General features: G+C 71.5%; 19 protein-coding genes. 8 read left to right on the top strand and 11 right to left on the bottom strand.

What is annotated here, in order from left to right:
* Positions 1 to 2: 2 nt before the first annotated feature.
* Genes QWY28_RS20365 through QWY28_RS20345 form a run of 5 tightly spaced genes read right to left on the bottom strand, consistent with a single transcriptional unit; the run spans position 3 to position 5,009 of the window.
* Entirely contained in the window at positions 3 to 986 is a 984-nt protein-coding gene (locus QWY28_RS20365) for an MCE family protein (protein ID WP_300954582.1), read from the bottom strand.
* Between the two features lie 27 nt (positions 987 to 1,013).
* Positions 1,014 to 2,078 carry an MCE family protein gene (locus QWY28_RS20360; RefSeq protein ID WP_300954581.1) on the bottom strand — a complete coding sequence of 355 codons (1,065 nt, stop codon included), beginning with the start codon at positions 2,076 to 2,078 and terminating at the stop codon, positions 1,014 to 1,016.
* On the bottom strand, positions 2,075 to 3,388 hold the full coding sequence (locus QWY28_RS20355; RefSeq protein ID WP_300954579.1) for an MCE family protein: 1,314 nt from the start codon (positions 3,386 to 3,388) through the stop codon (positions 2,075 to 2,077). The genes QWY28_RS20360 and QWY28_RS20355 overlap by 4 nt, the downstream gene beginning before the upstream one ends.
* A 6-nt stretch (positions 3,389 to 3,394) precedes the next feature.
* Complete coding sequence (locus QWY28_RS20350) at positions 3,395 to 4,234, bottom strand: MlaE family ABC transporter permease (protein ID WP_300954578.1); 840 nt, start codon at positions 4,232 to 4,234, stop codon at positions 3,395 to 3,397.
* A gap of 1 nt (position 4,235) precedes the next feature.
* Complete coding sequence (locus QWY28_RS20345) at positions 4,236 to 5,009, bottom strand: MlaE family ABC transporter permease (protein ID WP_300954628.1); 774 nt, start codon at positions 5,007 to 5,009, stop codon at positions 4,236 to 4,238.
* Between the two features lie 116 nt (positions 5,010 to 5,125).
* Between QWY28_RS20345 and QWY28_RS20340 the strand changes: the two genes are divergently transcribed.
* On the top strand, positions 5,126 to 5,698 hold the full coding sequence (locus tag QWY28_RS20340; RefSeq protein WP_300954576.1) for a DUF1707 SHOCT-like domain-containing protein: 573 nt from the start codon (positions 5,126 to 5,128) through the stop codon (positions 5,696 to 5,698).
* On the top strand, positions 5,695 to 6,405 hold the full coding sequence (locus QWY28_RS20335) for an ion channel (RefSeq protein ID WP_300954574.1): 711 nt from the start codon (positions 5,695 to 5,697) through the stop codon (positions 6,403 to 6,405). The genes QWY28_RS20340 and QWY28_RS20335 overlap by 4 nt, the downstream gene beginning before the upstream one ends.
* A gap of 30 nt (positions 6,406 to 6,435) precedes the next feature.
* On the opposite strand, the gene QWY28_RS20330 is transcribed toward QWY28_RS20335, so the two are convergent.
* Entirely contained in the window at positions 6,436 to 7,185 is a 750-nt protein-coding gene (locus tag QWY28_RS20330) for a response regulator transcription factor (protein ID WP_300954570.1), read from the bottom strand.
* Positions 7,186 to 7,337: 152 nt separating this feature from the next.
* Here QWY28_RS20330 and QWY28_RS20325 point away from each other — a divergent pair, with 152 nt between their 5' ends.
* Genes QWY28_RS20325 through opgC form a run of 5 tightly spaced genes read left to right on the top strand, consistent with a single transcriptional unit; the run spans position 7,338 to position 13,839 of the window.
* Positions 7,338 to 8,513, top strand: a complete 1,176-nt coding sequence (locus tag QWY28_RS20325) for a PP2C family protein-serine/threonine phosphatase (RefSeq protein ID WP_300954567.1) — start codon at positions 7,338 to 7,340, stop codon at positions 8,511 to 8,513.
* On the top strand, positions 8,510 to 10,489 hold the full coding sequence (locus tag QWY28_RS20320; protein WP_300954565.1) for a glycosyltransferase: 1,980 nt from the start codon (positions 8,510 to 8,512) through the stop codon (positions 10,487 to 10,489). The genes QWY28_RS20325 and QWY28_RS20320 overlap by 4 nt, the downstream gene beginning before the upstream one ends.
* Complete coding sequence (locus tag QWY28_RS20315) at positions 10,486 to 10,821, top strand: STAS domain-containing protein (protein WP_300954563.1); 336 nt, start codon at positions 10,486 to 10,488, stop codon at positions 10,819 to 10,821. Before QWY28_RS20320 ends, QWY28_RS20315 begins: the two co-directional genes overlap by 4 nt.
* Positions 10,814 to 11,260 (top strand): ATP-binding protein, encoded by a 447-nt coding sequence (locus QWY28_RS20310; RefSeq protein ID WP_300954560.1) that lies wholly within the window; start codon positions 10,814 to 10,816, stop codon positions 11,258 to 11,260. Before QWY28_RS20315 ends, QWY28_RS20310 begins: the two co-directional genes overlap by 8 nt.
* Complete coding sequence (gene opgC, locus QWY28_RS20305; protein WP_300954557.1) at positions 11,242 to 13,839, top strand: OpgC domain-containing protein; 2,598 nt, start codon at positions 11,242 to 11,244, stop codon at positions 13,837 to 13,839. Before QWY28_RS20310 ends, opgC begins: the two co-directional genes overlap by 19 nt.
* 71 nt (positions 13,840 to 13,910) lie before the next feature.
* Here the strand turns inward: opgC and QWY28_RS20300 are convergent, their stop codons facing one another.
* From QWY28_RS20300 to uvrB, 5 genes are read right to left on the bottom strand one after another with little or no spacing between them, the layout of a single operon-like run.
* Positions 13,911 to 14,267: an MmcQ/YjbR family DNA-binding protein gene (locus QWY28_RS20300; protein ID WP_300954555.1), complete on the bottom strand. Its 357-nt coding sequence runs from the start codon at positions 14,265 to 14,267 to the stop codon at positions 13,911 to 13,913.
* A gap of 18 nt (positions 14,268 to 14,285) precedes the next feature.
* The gene (locus tag QWY28_RS20295; RefSeq protein ID WP_300954552.1) at positions 14,286 to 14,786 is read right to left on the bottom strand and encodes an FBP domain-containing protein; all 501 of its coding nucleotides are present in this window, start codon (positions 14,784 to 14,786) and stop codon (positions 14,286 to 14,288) included.
* A complete protein-coding gene (locus tag QWY28_RS20290; RefSeq protein WP_300954550.1) occupies positions 14,783 to 15,355 on the bottom strand; it encodes a TetR/AcrR family transcriptional regulator in 573 nt (190 codons plus the stop codon). The genes QWY28_RS20295 and QWY28_RS20290 overlap by 4 nt, the downstream gene beginning before the upstream one ends.
* A gap of 31 nt (positions 15,356 to 15,386) precedes the next feature.
* Positions 15,387 to 16,670 carry an MFS transporter gene (locus QWY28_RS20285; protein ID WP_300954548.1) on the bottom strand — a complete coding sequence of 428 codons (1,284 nt, stop codon included), beginning with the start codon at positions 16,668 to 16,670 and terminating at the stop codon, positions 15,387 to 15,389.
* Positions 16,670 to 18,796, bottom strand: coding sequence for an excinuclease ABC subunit UvrB (gene uvrB, locus QWY28_RS20280; RefSeq protein ID WP_300954546.1), 2,127 nt, complete (start codon positions 18,794 to 18,796; stop codon positions 16,670 to 16,672). Before uvrB ends, QWY28_RS20285 begins: the two co-directional genes overlap by 1 nt.
* A 151-nt stretch (positions 18,797 to 18,947) precedes the next feature.
* Here uvrB and QWY28_RS20275 point away from each other — a divergent pair, with 151 nt between their 5' ends.
* Positions 18,948 to 20,150, top strand: coding sequence for a phospholipase D-like domain-containing protein (locus QWY28_RS20275; RefSeq protein ID WP_300954627.1), 1,203 nt, complete (start codon positions 18,948 to 18,950; stop codon positions 20,148 to 20,150).
* The last annotated feature ends 6 nt before the right edge of the window (positions 20,151 to 20,156 follow it).

The raw sequence follows: 20,156 nt of genomic DNA, 5'->3' as shown, positions 1-20,156 counted from the left end.
GGTCAGTTCCTCCGTCCGGGGACGAACTCGCCGGCGAGGCCGAGCAGGTTGACGAGGTAGGCGTCGAACCACGGTCCGGTGCCGACGATGTGGCCGAGGATGTCGGCGTAGGGCCCGACGGCGTTCGCGGTCTTGCGCAGCTCCTCGCGCCGGTCGCGCAGCATCGTCGTCACGGTGCGCAGGTCGCGCAGCGCGGGGCCGATGTCGTCCTCGTTGTCCTCGGCGAGGCCCTCCAGCTCGACCGCGAGCGTGCGGGCGTTGACCAGCAGCCGGTGGATGGCCTCCTCGCGCCGGTCGAGCTCGTCGAAGACCTGGCTGCTGCTGGCCATCAGGTCCACGAGGTCGCCGCGGCGGTCGGCGAGCAGGCCGGTGACCGACTCGGCTCGGTCGAGCAGCCCCGCGAGGTCCTCGTCGCGGGTGGCGATGGTGCGGGAGAGCCGCGAGAGACCGGTGAAGCTCTCCTGGATCTCCGGCGCGGCTCCGTCGAGGGTCTCGGAGATGACGTCGAGCGCCTCGGTCAGCTGCTCGTCGTCGATCGCCTCGGTGGTGGTGGTGAGGTCGCCGAGGACGTCGACGATGTCGTACGCCGAGCGGGTGTTCTCCACCGGGATCGTCGCGCCCTCCTCGAGCTGGCCCTCGTCGCTCGGGACCACCTCGAGGTACTTCTCGCCCAGCAGGTTGAGCACCTCGACCGAGGCCCGGCTGTCCGGGCCGAGCTCGGTGCCGGCGTCGAGCTCGAAGTCGACGACCACCAGGCCGTCCTCGACCGTCATGCCGTTGACGCGGCCGACCCGCTTGCCGGCGATCTGCACCATGTGGCCGGGACGCAGCCCGCTCGCGTCGGTCAGCTCGGCCCGGTAGCCGATCCCCCGGAAGCCGGGGAACTTCTGCAGGTTGAACGCCGCCGCCATCACCACGAGCAGCACCACCAGGGCCACCACGCCGAAGCGCAGGACCTGGCGGTCGCTCCGTCCGCGGGCGCCCATCTCAGCGCCCTCCCGTCGCCGGTGTCATCACTGGCACCTCGGAGCGGTGCTGTGGAAGGACAGGTCGTTGAGCGCGTCCTCGAGCCAGCCGAGGTCGATGCCGAGGATCTTGGGGAGCTTGATGCTGCCCTCGAAGTCGCAGAGGTAGTAGTTGTACCAGGAGCCGTAGGTGCCGATCCGGGTCTGGTCGGTCATCGCCTCGGGCAGGCGCTCGAGCAGCCCGGTCAGGACGTCGAGGTTCTCCTGCTTGGCCAGCGTCCTCATCAGCGTGCGCAGCCCGCGCACGTCCTCGGCGAGCAGCGGCCGGGCCCGGGTGAGCAGGTCCGCGACGGTGTCGGTGAGCTCGGAGAGGTTCTGCACCGAGGTGCCGATGACGTCACGGTCCTCGGCCAGGTTGCCCATCCACTCCTCGAGCCCGAGGACGAGCTCGGAGAGCTGGGTGCGGCGGCGGTCGACGGTGCCGAGCAGCCGGTCGAGGTTGGTGATCACCTCGCCGATCAGCTCGTCGCGGTCCGCGAGCGTGGTGGTGAGCGACGCGGTCCGGGCCAGCAGGCTCTGGACGGTGCCGGACTCGCCCTGCAGCACGTCGATGATGTTCTGCGACAGCTCGTTGACGGCCTCGGGGTCGAGCGCGGAGAACAGCGGCTGGAAGCCGTTGTAGAGCGCGGTGAGGTCGAGCGCGGGCTCGGTCCTGGTGACCGGCATCGTGGCGTCGTCACCGAGCCGCTTGCCGCCCTCGGGGCCTTCCTCGAGCGCGAGGTACCGGTCGCCGACGACGTTGAGGTAGCGGATCTCCGCGCGGCTGTTGGTCGTCAGCGGCACGTCGGCGGCGACGGTGAAGCTCACCTTCGCGCGGCTGCGCTGGTGCAGCTCGATGGAGGTGACCTCGCCGACCGGGATGCCGGCGATCCGGACGTCGTCGCCCTCCTGCAGCATGCTCGCGCTGGTGAACTCGGCGTGCACGGTGCGCTTGTCGCCGAAGCCGATGTTGCCCATGATCACCGCGAGCAGGCCGGTCACGAGGATCGAGACCACGGTGAAGATGCCGAGCTTGACGCCCGCGACGATCGTCGTGGTGTTGCGGCTGCTCATCGCTGCACCACCGTCCCGCGCAGCTGCGGTCCGTAGAGGAGCGCCGAGAGCGAGCCGAGGTCGCGGTAGGACAGCCCCGCCTCGGAGGCCAGCAGGACGTTGACGAGCCGCTGCTCGGGCACCGTGCCGGCGTACCCCTTGGTGGGGTTGCGGTACGACGCCGGGTCGACGGACCGGAACGGCAGCGTCGACCCGACGATCTCGTCCTGGTCGCTGCCGTCGCGGAGCGGCGTGCTGTTGGGCCCGTCGGGGCTCGGGAGGCCCGCGCACCACGGGCCGTGGCCGACCTCGCCGTAGACCGGTCGGTCGTTGGCGTCGTACGCCGGCTTCTGCACCGAGCCGAGCTCGAGGACCTGGTTGACCCGGTCGTTCTTGAAGATCTCGGCGAGCTTGGCGGTGTAGGAGTCCAGGCCCTCGAGCAGGCAGGGGTACTGCGGCGCGTAGGTGTCCAGCAGCCGCAGCAGCGGCCGGGACAGCTCGCCGAGGCGGATGATGCCGTCCTCGTTCTCGGCCAGCACGCGCGTCGTCGTCTCCGCCATGCCGGTCACGTCACCGATGAACGACGACAGCTGCGCCTCCTGGTCGACCAGCGTGCGGGCGGAGACCGTGGCGTTGCGCAGCAGCCGCAGCACGTCGGGGGTGGCCTGCTCGTAGGTCGCGGAGACGTCGGCGATGAGCTCGAGGTCGCGCTCGAGGGTGGGCAGCCGGTCGGCGAGGCGCCCGGTGTAGCCGTCGAGCTCCTCGAGCAGCGCACCGATGTCCTCGCCGCGACCGGCCAGCGCCGAGGCCAACGCGTAGAGGGTGCTGTTGAGCTGCGCGGGCCGCACCGAGCGCAGCAGCGGGAAGAGGTTCGCGAGGATCCGGCTCAGCTCGACGTTGGTCTCGACCCGGTCGGCCGGCACGACGTCGCCGTCGGAGACCGGCTCCGCGGAGGGCTCCTCGGGCTCGACGAGGGAGACGAACTTCTGCCCGAACAACGTCGTCGGCAGGATCTCCACGCGCACGTTGCGCGGGATGTCGCGGGCGGCGTCGGGCTGCAGCGCGAGGTCGATGACCGCCTGCTCGCCGTCCTGTCCGATGGTGTCCACCCGGCCGACCAGCACGCCGTGGAAGCGCACGTCGCCGTTGACCGCGAGCTGCAGGCCGGCCTGGTCGGCCTCGAGCGTGACCGTCGTCGAGCGCTCGAACTCCTTGTTGTAGATCGCCACCGAGAGCCACAGCAGCAGCCCGATGACGGTCAGGAAGACGACCCCGGAGACGAGCAGCCTGCGGTGCTCGGCGGGGGTGCCGTGGTGGACGTTGACCAGCACGCCGCGCTACCCCGTGATCCGGACGGTCGTGGTGGAGCCCCAGATCGCGAAGCTGAGGAAGAAGTCCGCGACCACGGTGGTCACGATGCTCGTGCGGATCGCCTTGCCGACCGCCATGCCGACGCCGGCCGGGCCGCCCGAGGCGGTGTAGCCGTAGTAGCAGTGGATCAGGATGATCGCGACCGCCAGGAAGATCAGCTTGAAGAACGACCACAGCATGTCGATCGGCGGCAGGAACTGCAGGAAGTAGTGGTCGTAGGTGCCGGCGGACTGGCCGTAGATCATCGTGGTGATCAGGCGCGGCGAGAGGTACGAGGCGCTCAGCGCCACGACGTACAACGGGATGACCGCGATGAACGCCGCGACCATGCGGGTCGTCACCAGGAACGGCAGCGACGGGATCCCCATGACCTCGAGCGCGTCGATCTCCTCGCTGATCCGCATGGCGCCGAGCCGCGCGGTGTAGCCGCAGCCCACCGTGGCGGCCAGCGCGATCGCGGAGATCAGCGGCGCGACCTCGCGGGTGTTGAAGTAGGCGGAGATGAAGGCGGTGAACTTCGAGACGCCCAGCTGGCTCAGCGAGGCGTAGCCCTGGATGCCGACCTCGGTGCCGGCGAAGAACGCCAGGAACGCGATGACGCCGACGGTGCCGGCGATGACCGAGAGGCCGCCGACGCCGAAGGAGACCTCGGCGAGGGTGTTGGCGATCTCGCGCGGGTAGCGGCGGATCGCGCGCGGCGTCCAGGCCAGCGCCTTGACGTAGAACAGCAGCTGGTCGCCGTACTCCTCCAGGCGCGCGCGGCGCTCCTTGAGCAGGCTCGCCCCCACGTCCGTGATCGCCGCCATCTCAGAGCCCCTGCTGGGGGACGACCTGGAAGTAGATCGCCGTGATGATCGCGTTGAGGAAGAACAGGAGCATGAAGGCGACGATCACCGACTCGTTGACCGCGCGGCCCACGCCGCTCGGCCCGCCGCCGGCATTGAGGCCCTTGTAGGCCCCCACGATCGCGGCGAGGTAGCCGAAGACGGCGGCCTTCACCATCGAGATGTAGAGGTCGGGCAGGCTGGCGAGCGCGGTGAACGAGGACAGGAACGCACCGGCCGAGCCGTCCTGGATGATGACGGTGAAGAAGTAGCCGCCGCCGATGCCGGCGGAGATCACCAGGCCGTTGATCATCAGCGCCACGAACACCGTGGCCATCACGCGGGGCACCACGAGCCGGGCGAGCGGGTCGACGCCCAGCACCTCCATCGCGTCGATCTCCTCGCGGATCCTGCGGGCGCCCATGTCGGAGCAGATCGCCGAGCCCGCGGCGCCGGCGATGATCAGCGCGGCCGCGATCGGCGCCGCCTCGCGGACCACCGCCAGGACGGCGGAGGCGCCGGCGAAGGACTGGGCGCCGAGCTGGCCGGTGAGGTTGCCGACCTGCAGGGAGATGACCGCGCCGAAGGGCACCGAGACGAGAATCGTCGGCATCAGGGTGACGCTGGTGATGAACCAGGCCTGCTCGATGAACTCGCGCAGCTGGAACGGCGTGGTGAAGACGCGCTTGGTGACGTCGACGACCATCGCGGTCAGCTCACCGGGTCCGCGGATGACGGACACAGCAGAGAACGCCATCCCCCACCTCCCCAGATCGATGACGGCGCCCACGCAGTAGAACGTGTTCTCGTTCACAGCAACGGTCGTCCGCCGGCTGGGCGCGTCGGAGCGCCGGGCGCGCCTAGGATGCGCTCGTGCCCAGCCCGTCCGACCCCGCCGCCACCTGGGCGTCGTTCACCCACGACCCGCGCACCAAGGCCAACCGCGCCCTGCGCGCGGCCGACCACGACCGCGAGGTCGTGCGCAGCGTGCTGGCCGAGGCGTACGCCGACGGCCGGCTGACCCGCGAGGAGCACGACGAGCGCTCCGCCGGCGTGGTCGAGGCGCGCACGCTCGGGGACCTCTCGCCGCTGATCGGTGACCTCGTGCCCACCACCGCCGACGCGCCGAGCCGGCACGGCGCGCTCGTGCAGGCGGGGCCGGACGACCTGCGCCGGATGGCCGTGCGCGAGTGGGAGTCCGACCGCCGCTCGGCGGTGCTGGCGTTCATCGGTCCCACGCTCATCTGCTGGGCGGTGTGGCTGGCCACCTCCTTCGGCGACGGCGCCTTCGACCCCACCTTCCCGTGGCCGCTCATCGTGATGGCGGCGACCGGCTTCCACCTGGTCCGCACGCTGGTCGCGCGCGAGGAGCTCGTGGCCAACGAGCTCGAGCGGCTCCAGCGGCGCCAGGCCAAGGCGCTGCGCGGCCGGGGGCGCCGCCCGTGACCGCCGCGGAGCACCAGCGCGTCCACGGGGTCCTCGGGCGCCACCCCTCGGCCGTGCTGCTCGGCGTCCAGCTGGTCGCCGTCCTCGCCTACCCGTTCCTGCAGGGCTCGGCCGTCGGGCGCGCGTTCATCGGCGTCGCGCAGATCGCCGTCGTGACGATCGCGGTGTGGGCGGTGCGCCGCACCCCCGCGCTGAGCTGGTCCGCGGCGCTGCTCGGCGCCCCGGCCGTCGTCTTCACCGTGCTCGAGGCGCTCTCCCCCGACACCGACTGGATCGTCCTGGTCTCCGCGCTGCTGCACGCGCCGTTCTACTTCTACGTCTCCTACGCGATGATCCGGTACCTCTTCCACGACGACCGGGTCACCACCGACGAGCTCTACGCCACCGGCGCGGCGTTCACCGTCGTGGCCTGGGGGTTCGCCTACCTGTACGCCGCCACCCAGGTGCTCGTCGACGGCGCGTTCATCGGCACGACCTCCGGGGACGACCGCAGCTGGTTCGAGCTGCTCTACCTGTCGTTCTCGGTCCTCACCAGCGTCGGGCTCTCCGACGTCGTGCCGGTCGAGCCGCACGCCCGGTCGCTGGTCATGGTCGAGATGGTCGCCGGCGTGCTGTACGTCGCGCTCGTGGTCGCCCGCCTGGTGGGCCTCATCGTCAGCCGGCAGGCGGCCGCCGACCTGCGGGCCGGCGACCGGTCCCAGGACTGAGCCGGAGCCCCCGGGCGGTCGCGCCGCCCGTCAGGCCGGCGTCTGGAAGGCGTAGCCGACCCCGCCCACGGTGCGGATCCACTCGTGGTCCGAGCGGCCCGCCTTGCGCAGCTTGCGGCGCAGCGACGCGACGTGGACGTCGACGAGGAAGTCGGACTCGATGAACTCCCCCTCCCAGACCTCGCGCACCAGGTCGCCGCGCTCCCAGGTGCGTCCGGGGTGGGCGGCGAAGGCGGCCAGCAGGGACACCTCGGCGGGCGTCAACGGCAGCGGCAGGCCGTCGAGGAGCGCGACGTGGTCCACCGGCACGAGCACCAGCCCGCCGCCGGCGTCGACCGGCGGGGCGGCGGCCGGAGCAGCGTTCGACGGGCCCGCCGGCGCCTCGCCGCCGGCCATGGGCGCGCGGGGGCGGCGCAGCAGCGCGGCGGCGCGGGCGTGCAGCTCGCGGGGCGAGAACGGCTTGGAGAGGTAGTCGTCCGCGCCGACCTCGAGGCCGACGAGCCGGTCGGACTCCTCGACGCGGCCGGTCACCATGACGACGTACGCGTTGCTGAACTCGCGCAGCCGGCGGCAGACCTCGACGCCGTCGACGTCGGGCAGCGAGAGGTCCAGCGTGACCAGGTCCGGGTCGGTGCGGCGGACGGCCTCGACGCCCTCCTCGCCGGTCGCGGCGGTGACCACCTCCAGGCCGATCTGCTGGAGGACGTGCTGCACGAGCAGCCGGATGTCCTCGTCGTCATCCACGACCACGGCCCGCTGACCCTGATGACTGCGCTCCACGCGAACGACCCTAGCCCGACCCGGTTCGTCGGGTACCTTGCCGGTCCCGGGCGTCCACCCGGGGTTTGCGGGGCGGTCTGCCAGGGGTACGGGCGTCGCCACAGGACGCTGGGGGGCCCTGGTCCGACGAAGGTGAAGGGCGAAGCACAGACATGGGGACCTCCACGGAGGAGCGGCGCCAGCGCGCCGTCGAGAGCCTGGCCCTCGACGAGACGCGCTCGCACGACCGGCTCGACCGGATCACGCGCCTGGCCCGCACGGCGCTGGGCGTGCCGATCTCGACGGTGACCGTCATCGACGGCGAGCGTGCCTGGTTCCCGAGCGTGTCGGGGATCGAGCTCACCGAGCTGCCTCGCGACCAGACCTTCTGCGACCGCACCCACAGCGACGGCGACACGCTCGTCGTCCCGGACGCGACCGTCGACGACCGCTTCAAGCACCTGCCCGTCGTGGTCGAGGGGGGCATCCGGTTCTACGCCGGGCACCCGCTGCGCGACCACACCGGCAACGTCGTCGGCACCTTCTGCGTCTACGACAGCGAGGCCCGCACGTTCGACGCCGACGAGCAGACCACCTTCGAGGACCTCGCGGCCTGGGCCGAGCTGGAGCTGGTCGCGACCACCGAGATGACCCAGGCCGGGCGGGTCCAGGCCTCCCTGCTCCCGTCGCGCCCGATCCGGGTGGACGGCTGGTCCGTCGACGGCCTGTGCGTCCCGGCGCTCGCGGTCGGGGGTGACTTCTACGACTACGGCGTCGCCCAGGACGTCCTGCACCTGGGCCTCGGCGACGTGATGGGCAAGGGCACGGGCGCCGCCCTGGTCGGAGCCGGCGTCCGCGCGGCCCTCCGCGGGACGCACGCGGCCGTCACCGCCGGCGTTGACCTCGGGATCACCGCCACGCAGGTCGCGCGCAGCCTGCTGCCGGACCTGGAGCGGTCCGAGACGTTCGTGACCCTGCTCGAGGCGGCGGTCGAGCTCGACGACGGCTACCTGCGGTACGTCGACGCGGGCGCCGGCCTCGCGCTGCTCGTGCGCGCCGACGGGACGCCGGTCGCGCTCGGCAGCGACGACCGGCCCTTCGGCGTGCTCCCCGACGACCACTGGACCGAGCACAGCGAGCAGATCGGACCCGGGGACCGGCTGGTGCTCTTCAGCGACGGCCTGCTCGACCTGCTCGACGACCCGGTCGACTGGGTCCCGCCCGTCGCGGACCTCGTCTCCGCGGCGCCCGACGGCGTCTCGCTCCTGCGCTCGATCCGCCGCCTGGCCCTGCACCGCACCGCCCTGGACGACGTGACCGTGGTGGCGGTCTTCCGGGACTCCGCATGACCCGACGCCTCCTGCTGATCCGGACGATCGTCCTCCTCACGACGATCCTGGGTCTCAACTACATCGTCTGGCGCTGGCTGTTCTCGGTGAACTGGCCGGCGTGGTGGATCGCGGTGCCCCTGGTCATCGCCGAGACCTACAGCCTCATCGACTCCCTGCTCTTCGGCCTGGGGATGTGGCGCCTCAAGGAGCGCGGCGACCCGCCCCCGGCGCCCGAGGGCCGGACGGTGGACGTCTTCATCACGACGTACAACGAGCCGATCGAGCTGGTGATGACCACCGCCCGGGCCGCCAAGGAGATCCGCTACCCCCACCGGACCTGGATCCTCGACGACGGCAACCGCCCCGAGATGCGGGCCGCCGCGGAGGCCGAGGGGATCGGGATCATCACCCGCTCCGCGGACTGGGTGGGCATGCCGCGGCACGCCAAGGCGGGCAACCTCAACAACGCCCTGCTCGCGACCGAGGGCGAGTTCCTGCTGATCCTCGACGCCGACCAGATCCCGAAGCCGGAGATCCTCGACCGCACCCTGGGCTACTTCACCGACGAGCAGATGGCGCTCGTGCAGACCCCGCAGTGGTTCGTCAACGTCCCCGAGAGCGACCCGCTGGGCAGCCAGGCGCCGCTGTTCTACGGACCGATCCAGCAGGGCAAGGACGGCTGGAACGCGGCGTTCTTCTGCGGCTCCAACGCCGTCATCCGGCGCGAGGCGCTCATGCAGCTCGGTGTCTCGCGGTACGCCTCGGAGGTCGAGATCGGCGTCCACAAGGCGCTGCGGACGGCCAAGAAGGTCATCCGCGAGGCGCGCAAGCAGCTCTCCCCCGACGAGACGCTCGTGCGCGACGCGCTCGACGCGATCCTGCTCGACATCGGGCGGGCCCGGAAGGAGCTCGCCGAGGGCGAGGCGCTCTTCGACGTCACCTACCGCTTCCAGCAGCGGCTCACCGGCATCCGCCGCGAGCTGGTCCGCGCCGACCTCGAGGCCGTGCAGGCCGACCTCGCCGTGGTCGCCGAGCTCGGCGTCCTCGGCGGCGAGGGCGGCGACTCGCTCGCGACCATCAGCGACGAGGCGCTGGACCAGATGGCCCACCGCGACTGGTCGCCGCTCGGCGCGGTCGAGACGGTCCAGGCGCTGGTGAACGCCGTCGACGTCGACCGGGGCGGCGAGGCGCAGCCGATCATGCCGCTGGCAACCATCTCGGTCACCGAGGACATGGCCACCTGCATGCGCCTGCACGGGCTGGGCTGGCGCACGGCGTACCACGACGAGGTGCTCGCGGTCGGTCTCGCGCCCGAGGACCTGCAGACGATGCTCACCCAGCGGCTGCGCTGGGCGCAGGGCACGGTGCAGGTGCTGTTCCGGGAGAACCCGCTCACCCAGAAGCGGCTCTCCTGGGCCCAGCGGCTCATGTACTTCGCGACGATGTGGAGCTACCTCTCCGGCTTCGCCGCGATCGTCTACATCGCCGCCCCGGTCGTGTACCTCACCATCGGGGTCCTGCCGGTGCAGGCGATCAGCACGGAGTTCTTCATCCGGCTGGTCCCGTTCCTCGTGGTGAACCAGCTGCTGTTCTTCGTCGTGGCCGCTGGGAGACCCACCTGGCGCGGGCAGCAGTACTCCCTCGCGCTGTTCCCGGTCTGGATCAAGTCCTTCACCTCGGCGTTCGGCAACGTGTTCCTCGGCCGCAGCCTCGACTTCGCGGTCACGCCGAAGACCAAGCGCGCGGACGAGAGCCTGCGGTGGGACCTGGTCCGGCCGCAGCTGTGGGCGATGGGCCTGCTCGCCGCGGGCGCGGTCATCGGCGTCGTACGCCTCGCCGTCGGCCAGGCCACCTGGCTCGGCACCGTCTTCAACATCGTCTGGGTCGTCTTCGACCTGGTCATCTTCTCCGTGATCATCCAGGCCGTCCGCTACCGCGGGTTCGGAGATGCGGCCGACGTCCCCGAAGTCGCTCGAGGAGGAGCATCGTCATGATCGAGATCGAGGTCGACCGCCGTGAGGGCGGGATCGGCGTGGTCGTGCCCAAGGGCCGGCTGAACATGGTGTCGGCGCGGCAGCTCAAGGAGCTGCTCGGCGAGCTGGTGTCCTCCGGCGCCACCCGGGTGGTGGTCGACCTGGCGGAGACGACGTTCCTGGACTCCTCGGGCCTCGGCGCGATCATCGCCGGGCTCAAGTCGGCCCGCCAGGCCGGCGGCGACCTGCGGATCGCCCGGCCCACCGCGACGGTGCTCACCGTCTTCCAGCTCACCAACATGGACAAGGTCCTGCGCCCCCGCGACGACGTGGACACCGCGTTCGATGACTGAGGAGCGCCCTCCCGGCACGGCGCACCGCCACCTGTCGGCGCCGGCCGTGCCCGACACCGTCGACCTGGCCCACCACGAGCTCGAGCTGCTGTGGGCCGAGACGCCGCAGGTCGGAGACCTGGACCGGATGCGGTTCGAGCTCGCGGTCGTCGAGGTGCTCGCCAACATCGTCGAGCACGCGTACGGCGAGGAGCACGACGACGCCCACGGTGCGCGGGGCGTGGAGCTCGACCTGGCCGTCGAGGTCGACCGGCTGGTGGCGGTCCTGCACGACGACGGCGTCCGGGCCGAGCTGGACCTGAGCCGGGTGAGCATGCCGGGCGAGGACGCCGAGTCCGGGCGCGGCCTCGCCCTGACCCTGGCGACCGTCGACGAGCTGGAGTACCGACGAGAGGACGGGCGCAACCTGTGGAGACTGGTGTGCCTGCGCCACTCCTGACCGTCCCCGGGCGACGCTCGGCGGGGCGCCCGCGGACGCTGCTGCTCCTGCTCGCCGTCCTCGCGCCGTTCCTGGCGCCGTTCCTGCTGGCCGCGCCGGCGACCGCCGCCGAGGGCGATCCCTCCCCCGACCCGGTGCCGCAGCCGCGGACCGGGAGCCCCTGGTTCGGCCCCGGCCTGGACTGGACCGAGGACCTCGCCGCCGACTACGCCGACCGGCTCGGGACCACCCCGGCGTTGTACTCCCAGCGGGTCAACTACCCGCTGTCGGAGGACGACCGGACCTACCTGCGGCAGTTCGTCGAGCAGGCCGCCGCCCAGGGCGCCGTCGCCACGGTGACCCTCGAGCCGCTGGCGCCGCTCGGCGACCTCACCGCCGACCACGCCGCCGACCTCGCCGACGAGCTCGCCGGGCTGCACCGCGAGCTCGACACGTTCTTCCTCGTCCGCTTCGCGCCCGAGATGAACGGCACCTGGTACCAGTGGGGCCAGCAGCCCGAGGCGTACGTCGAGGCGTTCCGCACCGTCGCCGACGCCGTCCACGACGCGACCGACCACGCGGCGATGGTGTGGTCGCCGGTGTACGGCGCGGGCTACCCCTTCGGGGCGGCGTACGGCGACGTGGACCCGGACCGGGTCGCGGACGTGCGGGCGCTGGACACCGACGGCAACGAGCGGCTCGACGGGCGCGACGACCCCTACGCGCCGTACTGGCCCGGCGCTGATGCCGTCGACTGGGTCGGCCTGACGCTCTACCACTTCGGCGTCGACCGCGGCCGCGTCGACAACGACCTCGACCCCGTCGAGGGCGGCGAGACCGGGGACCTGGAGTCCAGCGAGGGCTTCGAGGTCGACGTCGCCCCGGCGCCCGGCGCCTTCGTCGAGCGGCTGGAGGAGCGCTTCGGCTACGCGCGAGGGACCGGGGGCCGGCCGTTCTACGACCGGTTCGCCGCGCGTCACGACAAGCCCTTCCTCGTGGAGACCGCGGCCCTGTGGGAGCCCGACGGCGACGGCGACCCCGAGCTGGAGATCAAGCGGACCTGGTGGCGGCAGGTCTTCGCCGCCGTCGAGGACCACCCGTTGATCGCCGGCATCTCCTGGTTGGAGCAGCGGCGACCCGAGGCGGAGGTCGACGAGCGCGTGGTCGACTGGCGCGGGACGCGCACCGACCGGCTCTCCGCGGCGCTGCGGCGGGACCTCGCCGGCTCCGGGGTCGACACCGGACCGGTCACCCGGGTGCTCGACCAGGACGCGGGCAACGCCGCGACCGCCCAGGGCCGCCAGGTCGACGCCGACGACGTCGGCGAGGAGATGGGCTGGATCGTCTTCTGCGCGGCGCTGCTCGCCGTCGCCTTCCTCGTGGCCGGCCTCGTCGGCCGCTACGTGCCGTCGTGGCGCTACCCCGACGAGCACGACCCCCGCGACCGGCGGCTCGACCTGTTCCGCGGCTGGATCATCCTCACCGTCGTCTTCACCCACATCGAGGTCGCCAGCCCGTACTCCTACGTCAGCCTCAACGCGATCGGCGCGATCACCGGCGCGGAGATGTTCGTGCTCCTGTCGGGGATCGTGCTCGGCATGATCTACGCGCCGACGGTGCGCCGGTTCGGCGAGTGGGCGACCGCGGTGACGATGCTCAAGCGCGCCCGCAAGCAGTACCTCGTCGCCCTGGTCGTCGTGCTCGTCGTCTACCTGCTCGGGCTGCTGCCGTTCGTGGACGCCACGGACATCACGACCTTCACCGACCGCGGCACCGGCGAGGACGGCACGGCCGTCCAGGGGCAGGTCTACGACCTCTACGCCAACGCCGCGCGGCTCTTCGACTACCCACCGCCGTGGTACGCCGTCAAGCAGCTCCTGCTGCTGGAGATGGGGCCGTGGGTCTTCAACATCATGGGGCTCTTCGTCGTGCTGAGCCTGCTGCTCCCCGCGATGATGTGGCTGGTCCGGCGCGGCCTGTGGTGGGTGCTGCTGGCGCTGTCCTGGGCGGCGTTCGTCTACGGCGCGATCGAGGAGCCGCACTGGTTCCCCTCGCAGTTCGAGGACGTCTTCCCGCTGCTGACCTGGCAGCTGCCGTTCGCCCACGGTCTCGTCGTGGGCCACTACCGGCGACAGATCACCCGCGCGCTGACCACCCGGCCGGGCAAGGTCGGCTGCGGCGTGCTCGTCGTGGGGTACGCCGCCGCGCTGGTGTGGCTGTGGGCCGGGCACCGCTTCGGGCTCGCCGCGACACCGTTCCCCGACGGCTCCTACGGGTGGCTCTACGACCACGCCTACACGCGGATCTTCCTGCAGCCCGGACGCCTGGTCGACCTCGCGCTCATGGTCGTGGTGGCCCACGCGGTGCTGACGACCTGCTGGAAGCCGATCGACAAGGTGGTCGGCTGGCTGTGGATCCCGCTCGGCGCCGCGAGCCTCTACGTCTTCATCGTCCACGTGTTCTTCGCGCTGGCCGTCGGCAACATCCCCGGCCTCGACCGGGGCAGCGTCTGGCAGGGCACGCTCGTGCACACCGTCGTCATGCTGGCGATCTGGTTGATGGTGCGGAGGAAGTTCCTGTTCTCCGTCATCCCCCGGTAGCCGGGCCTGTGCCAGCCCGGGGCCGGCCGGTGCCGGCCCGGTGCTGGTGCGCCGTCGGGTGGGCGCGTCGGTCAGGCGTCCCAGCCGTCGGGGCGGTGCTTGCGCGGCAGGCCCTCGACGACGAGCCGGTAGGACTCGTCGACGGCCTCGAGCAGCTCGTCGTCGGGGATCTCGAAGGACAGGTCGTTCCAGCCGCTGCGCCCGATGTAGGCCATCACCCGGGCGTGGCCCGGGTGCCGGTCCAGCCACTCGTCGGCGACCTCGCGGGTGCCCGCCTTGACGCCGACGCCGTCCTCGCGCAGGAACGCGAAGATCTTCGCGCGGTCGGCCGACCCGACCTTGATCACCGGGTGCTCGTGGCCCCAGGGGTCGTCGGGCCAGGCACCGGGCTTGGCCAGGCAGTGGGCCTGGATCCGCTCGACGTCCACGCCCGCGACCCTAGGGGCTCAGGCCGACGCCCGCACCCGCGCCACGAACGTCTCGAGGTTGCGCCGCAGCCGCGCGGCGCGCTCCTCGGTCGAGAGCGTCTCGGGCACCCGCATGAGCGCCGGCAGTGGCCTGAGCCCCCGGACGTACGCCGAGCAGGCCAGGTCGACGCAGGCGTCGATACCGACGGAGTTGCCGTCCCGGCCGGACCGGCCGGCCCGCGGCGCGACGAGCAGCGCAGCGCCCTGGCCAGGGTGCGTGGTCAGGCACAGCGAGCACATCCGCGCCCGCCGCGGCCCCGCACCGCCCTGCGAGCGGCGCAGCTGGATGCCGACCGCCTCGCCGTCCTCGGGCGCGAGCACCACGTAGCACTGGAGGGGCGCTCGCTCGTCGACCCAGCCGAGGAAGTCCAGGTCGTCCCAGGGCTGGTCGGCCAGGTCAGGCAGCCGCAGGCGGCTGGCCTCGCCCCGGCTGGCGTTGACGAACGACGCGCGGACCTCGCGCTCGGTCACCGGCCTCACGAGGCGCTCCAGCCGGCGAACGTGGCGTCCAGGCTGTCCAGCACCCGGTGCCACGTCTCCTCGCTGGTGGGTGCGCTGTGGTCGAAGCCGCCGGACCGCTCGAGGTCGACGAAGCCGTGCACCACGCTGCCGACGAGCCGGACCGCGTGGGTCTCGTCCGGCTCGCCGAGGCGGTAGCCCGCCAGCGCCGCCCGCATCATCGCGGCCAGCCGCGGTCCGGCGCTCGACGCGGCCGTCGCGGCGTCCAGGCGCAGGCGGGCGGCGTCGTACCGGCCGGGGTGGGTGGCGGCGTACTCCCGGTGGACGTCGGCGATCGCGCGCAGCGCGTCCCCGCCGGCCCGTCCCGCGACGGCGTCCGCCGCGTGGTCGGCGAGCTCGGCCAGCGCCAGCAGCGCCACGCGGGTCCGCAGGTCGTCGGAGCCCGCGACGTGGGAGTACAGGCTGGCCGGCTTCACCTCGAAGCGACGCGCGAGCGTCGACAACGTCACCTCGGCCAGGCCGACGTCGTCGGCGAGCTCGGCGGCTGCGACGACCACGCGGTCGGCACTGAGGCCCTTCCTAACTGACATAGGTTTCACCCTATACCTTGTAGGCAGGTGGTCAGGGACGGCCCCGGACCGAGGCGGTCAGCGCCTCACGGGTGGTGGTGAGCCGCGCCAGCCGGCGGTAGCGCCAGACCTGCGAGGCGCCCAGCGCCCACAGGACGTACTGCGTGCTCATCGCCCACCGGAACGCCTCGGGCGTGTAGTCCGAGCCGGTCGGGGTCCGCCAGTCCAGGACGACGCCGACCGCGACGACGAGAACCAGGCTCGCGATGAAGCCGCCCTGGTTGATCAGGCCGCTGGAGCTGGCGAGCCGCTCCGGTGGGTTCGACGTGCGGCCGACGTCGAAGCCGACCATCGACGCCGGCCCGCCGACGCCGACGACCAGCGCGAGCACGACCAGCACCGGCAGGGGTGCCTCCCCCGGCCAGGCCAGCACGACGGTCCACGCCGTGGCGATCGCGCCCACGATGCCGAGCACCATCGAGGACCGGTGCCACGGGTGGACGCCGACGAGCCAGCCGAGCACCGGGCCCGAGGCCATCACGGCCACCACGACCACGGTCAGCAGCGTGCTCGCGACCGCCGGCGACAGGCCCTCGCCGCGGACGAAGAACGGGTAGCCCCACAGCAGGCCCAGCACGTTGCCGCTGAACGGGGTGGAGAAGTGCATCCAGAACCCCAGCCGGGTGCCCGGCTCCGACCACGACGCGGCCAGGCTGCGCCGGACCGCCGCCAGCGACATCGGCTCGCCACGCAGGTTGCGCCGGGTGGGGGTGTCGCGCAGGACGAGCAGCAGCGCCACCATGAGCACCGGGCCCAGCGCGGCCGCGCCGAGGTACGCCGTCGTCCAGCCGAGGTCGCGCAGGGCCCAGGTCATCGGCACCGCGGAGATCACCGCGCCGAGCTGGCCCAACGTGCCGGTGAGCTGGCTGACCAGCGGGATGTGCCGCAGCGGGAACCAGCTGGTCACCAGGCGCAGCACGCAGATGAAGGTGAGCGCGTCGCCGACGCCGACGAGCGCCCGGGCCGCGAGGGCGAGGGGGTACGTCGTGGCGAGGGCGAACCCCACCTGGGCCAGCGTCATGGTGACCAGCCCGGTCAGCAGCACGCTGCGCGAGCCCCAGCGGTCGACGAGCAGTCCGACGGGCACCTGCATGCCGGCGTACACCAGCAGCTGGAGCATGGTGAACGTCGCCAGCTGCGAGGCGGAGATGTCGAAGCGCTCCGAGGCCGCCAGGCCGGCCACGGCCAGCGAGGAGCGGTGGAAGACCGCCAGCAGGTAGACCAGGAGGCCGACGCCCCAGACAAGGACCGAGGTGCGCAGGCGCGGCTCCTCCACTACCTCGTTGCCTCCATCATCTGCCGCAGCTCCTTCTTCAGCTCCGAGATCTCGTCGCGCAGGCGCGCGGCCAGCTCGAACTGCAGCTCGGCCGCCGCCGTGCGCATCTGGTCGGTGAGGTCCTGGATGAGCTGGGCGAGGTCCGAGCTCGGCATGCCGGCGAGGTCCTTGGCGTGCTTGCCCGCCGACTCCTTGCCCAGCGCCGGGACGGGCTGCTTGGTCTTGACGCCGCCGGCGCGGCCCTTGGCCTCGGTGCCGGCCCAGGTCTCCAGGAGCGCCTGGGTGCTCTCGTCCTCGCGGGCGAGCATCTCGGTGATGTCGGCGATCTTCTTGCGCAGCGGGGTCGGGTTGATCCCGTGCTCGGTGTTGTAGGCGATCTGCATGGCGCGACGGCGGTTGGTCTCGTCGATGGCGTTCTCCATCGACGGGGTGATCTTGTCGGCGTACATGTGCACCTGGCCCGACACGTTGCGCGCCGCGCGGCCGATCGTCTGGATCAGCGACTTGTCCGACCGGAGGAAGCCCTCCTTGTCGGCGTCGAGGATCGAGACCAGCGAGACCTCGGGCAGGTCCAGGCCCTCGCGCAGCAGGTTGATGCCGACGAGCACGTCGTACTCCCCCAGCCGGAGGTCGCGCAGCAGCTCGATCCGCTTGAGGGTGTCGACCTCGGAGTGGAGGTAGCGGGTGCGGATGCCGGCGTCGAGGAGGTAGTCGGTGAGGTCCTCGGACATCTTCTTGGTCAGCGTGGTGACCAGGACACGCTCGTTGCGGTCCACGCGCAGCCGGATCTCGTGGATGAGGTCGTCGATCTGGCCCTTCGTCGGCTTCACCACGACCTCGGGATCGACCAACCCGGTCGGGCGGATGATCTGCTCGACGACGTCGCCGCCGACCTTGTCCAGCTCGTAGTCGCCCGGCGTCGCGGAGAGGTAGATCGTCTGGCCGATCCGGTCGAGGAACTCCTCCCACCGCAGCGGGCGGTTGTCCATCGCGCTGGGCAGCCGGAACCCGTGGTCGACGAGGTTGCGCTTGCGCGACATGTCGCCCTCGTACATGCCGCCGATCTGCGGCACCGCCACGTGCGACTCGTCCACCACGAGCATGAAGTCCTCGGGGAAGTAGTCGAGCAGGCAGTTGGGCGCCGAGCCGCGCGGGCGGCCGTCGATGTGCATCGAGTAGTTCTCGATCCCCGAGCAGGAGCCGACCTGCCGCATCATCTCGATGTCGTACGTCGTGCGCATCCGCAGCCGCTGGGCCTCCAGCATCTTGCCCTCGCGCTCGAACTTCGCCAGCTGGTCCTCCAGCTCGAGCTCGATCCCCTTGATCGCGCGCTCCATCCGCTCGGGGCCGGCGACGTAGTGGGTCGCGGGGAAGACGTAGAGCTCCTCGTCCTCGGTGAGCACCTCGCCGGTGACCGCGTGCAGCGTCATCAGCCGCTCGATCTCGTCGCCGAAGAACTCGATGCGGACCGCGTGCTCCTCGTAGACCGGGAAGATCTCGAGGGTGTCGCCGCGGACGCGGAAGGTGCCGCGGGTGAAGGACATGTCGTTGCGGGTGTACTGGATCTCCACCAGCCGGCGCAGGATCGAGTCGCGGTCGTGCTCCTCGCCGACCTTGAGGCGGATCATCCGGTCCACGTACTCCTGCGGCGTGCCGAGGCCGTAGATGCAGGAGACCGTGCTGACCACGATGACGTCGCGGCGGGTCAGCAGGCTGTTGGTCGCGGAGTGCCGCAGTCGCTCGACCTCCTCGTTGATCGAGGAGTCCTTCTCGATGTAGGTGTCGGTCTGCGGGACGTACGCCTCGGGCTGGTAGTAGTCGTAGTAGGAGACGAAGTACTCGACCGCGTTGTCGGGGAACAGCTGCCGCAGCTCGTTGGCGAACTGCGCGGCCAGCGTCTTGTTGGGCTGCATGACCAGCATCGGCCGCTGCACCTGCTCGGCGACCCAGGCGACCGTCGCGGTCTTGCCGGTGCCGGTGGCGCCGAGCAGCACGACGTCCTCCTCGCCGGCCTTGATCCGCTTCGTGATCTCCTTGATCGCGGCCGGCTGGTCCCCCGAGGGCTGGTAGTCGGAGACCACCTGGAACGGGGCGACACGGCGCTCGAGATCGGTCACTGGACGCATGGCTTCGAGCGTACGCGGGCCCGCCGACAGTGCCGGCCCGGCGCCGCTCCCGCCGACGCGGACCGGGCGCCGGTGCCCTAGATTGGGCCTCGTGACCGTCCGCCGCCAGCTCGTGATCGAGCGGCTGCTCCGGTACCTCCGCGTCACCTTGATGACCGTCTTCGGCGTCCAGCTGGCGCTCGCCATCGGCATGTCACTGGTCGACTCCTACCGCCGCCGCGGCAAGAAGCCCAAGCCGTTCCCCGTCACCCCGCCGTCGCCGGTCGCGGTCGGCGAGGGCGAGGTCACCGTCTACACCTACGGCAAGGACCTCTACGAGGACATGCTCGCCGCGATCGCCGGCGCCAAGCGACAGGTGCTCTTCGAGACCTACATCTGGAAGGGCGACGCGGTCGGCGAGCGGTTCAAGCAGGCGCTCGTCGACGCGGCGGCGCGTGGCGTCGACGTCTACTGCATCTACGACGGCTTCGCGAACCTGGTGGTCTCGCCCAGGTTCAAGCGGTTCCCGCCGTCGCTGAAGGTGCTGCGCTACCCGGTGTACGGCGCCGGCTGGCGCTTCTTCGACCTCGGCCGCTACGGGCGCGACCACCGCAAGGTGCTCGTCGTCGACGACGCGGTCGGGTTCGTCGGGGGCTACAACGTCGGTGCGGCGTACGAGACCGAGTGGCGCGACACCCACGTCCGGATCACCGGACCCGGCGTCTGGGACCTCAAGCGCGCCTTCGCCGACTTCTGGAACCTGCACCGCCGCCGCAGGATCGGGCACAGCGAGCGGCCGCTGCTGCTGGAGACCGCGTCGACGTGGGAGCCGATGATCCGGTTCCAGCGCAACATCCCCCGGCTGTGGATGTTCCCCATCCGGGGCATGTACCTCGAGGCGTTCAACCGCGCCAGCCGCAACATCTGGATCACCCAGGCCTACTTCCTGCCCGACCAGCAGCTGGTCGACGCGCTCAAGGACGCTGCGCGCCGCGGGGTCGACGTCCGGCTGCTGGTGCCGCTGAAGTCCAACCACGTCGTCGCCGACTGGATCTCGCGCGGCTACTTCTCCCAGCTGCTCGACGCGGGCGTGCGGATCTTCCGGTTCAAGGACGCGATGGTGCACGCCAAGACCGCCACCGTCGACGGCACCTGGTCGACGGTCGGCACCGCGAACATCGACCGGCTCAGCCTGCAGGGCAACTACGAGATCAACGTCGAGATCATCGACGGCGCCCTCGCCCGGACGCTCGAGGAGATCCACCTCGTCGACGAGTCGAACTCCATCGAGCTGACCAGCGGCGAGTGGGAGGCACGCGACCTGCACCGCCGGTTCACCGAGTCGCTGCTGCGCCCGCTGCGCCCCCTGCTCTGACCGGCT

It is taken from the genome of Nocardioides oceani, from assembly GCF_030412965.1.
Lineage (GTDB): Bacteria > Actinomycetota > Actinomycetes > Propionibacteriales > Nocardioidaceae > Nocardioides > Nocardioides oceani.
This window is presented reverse-complemented; position numbering and strand designations above follow the sequence as displayed.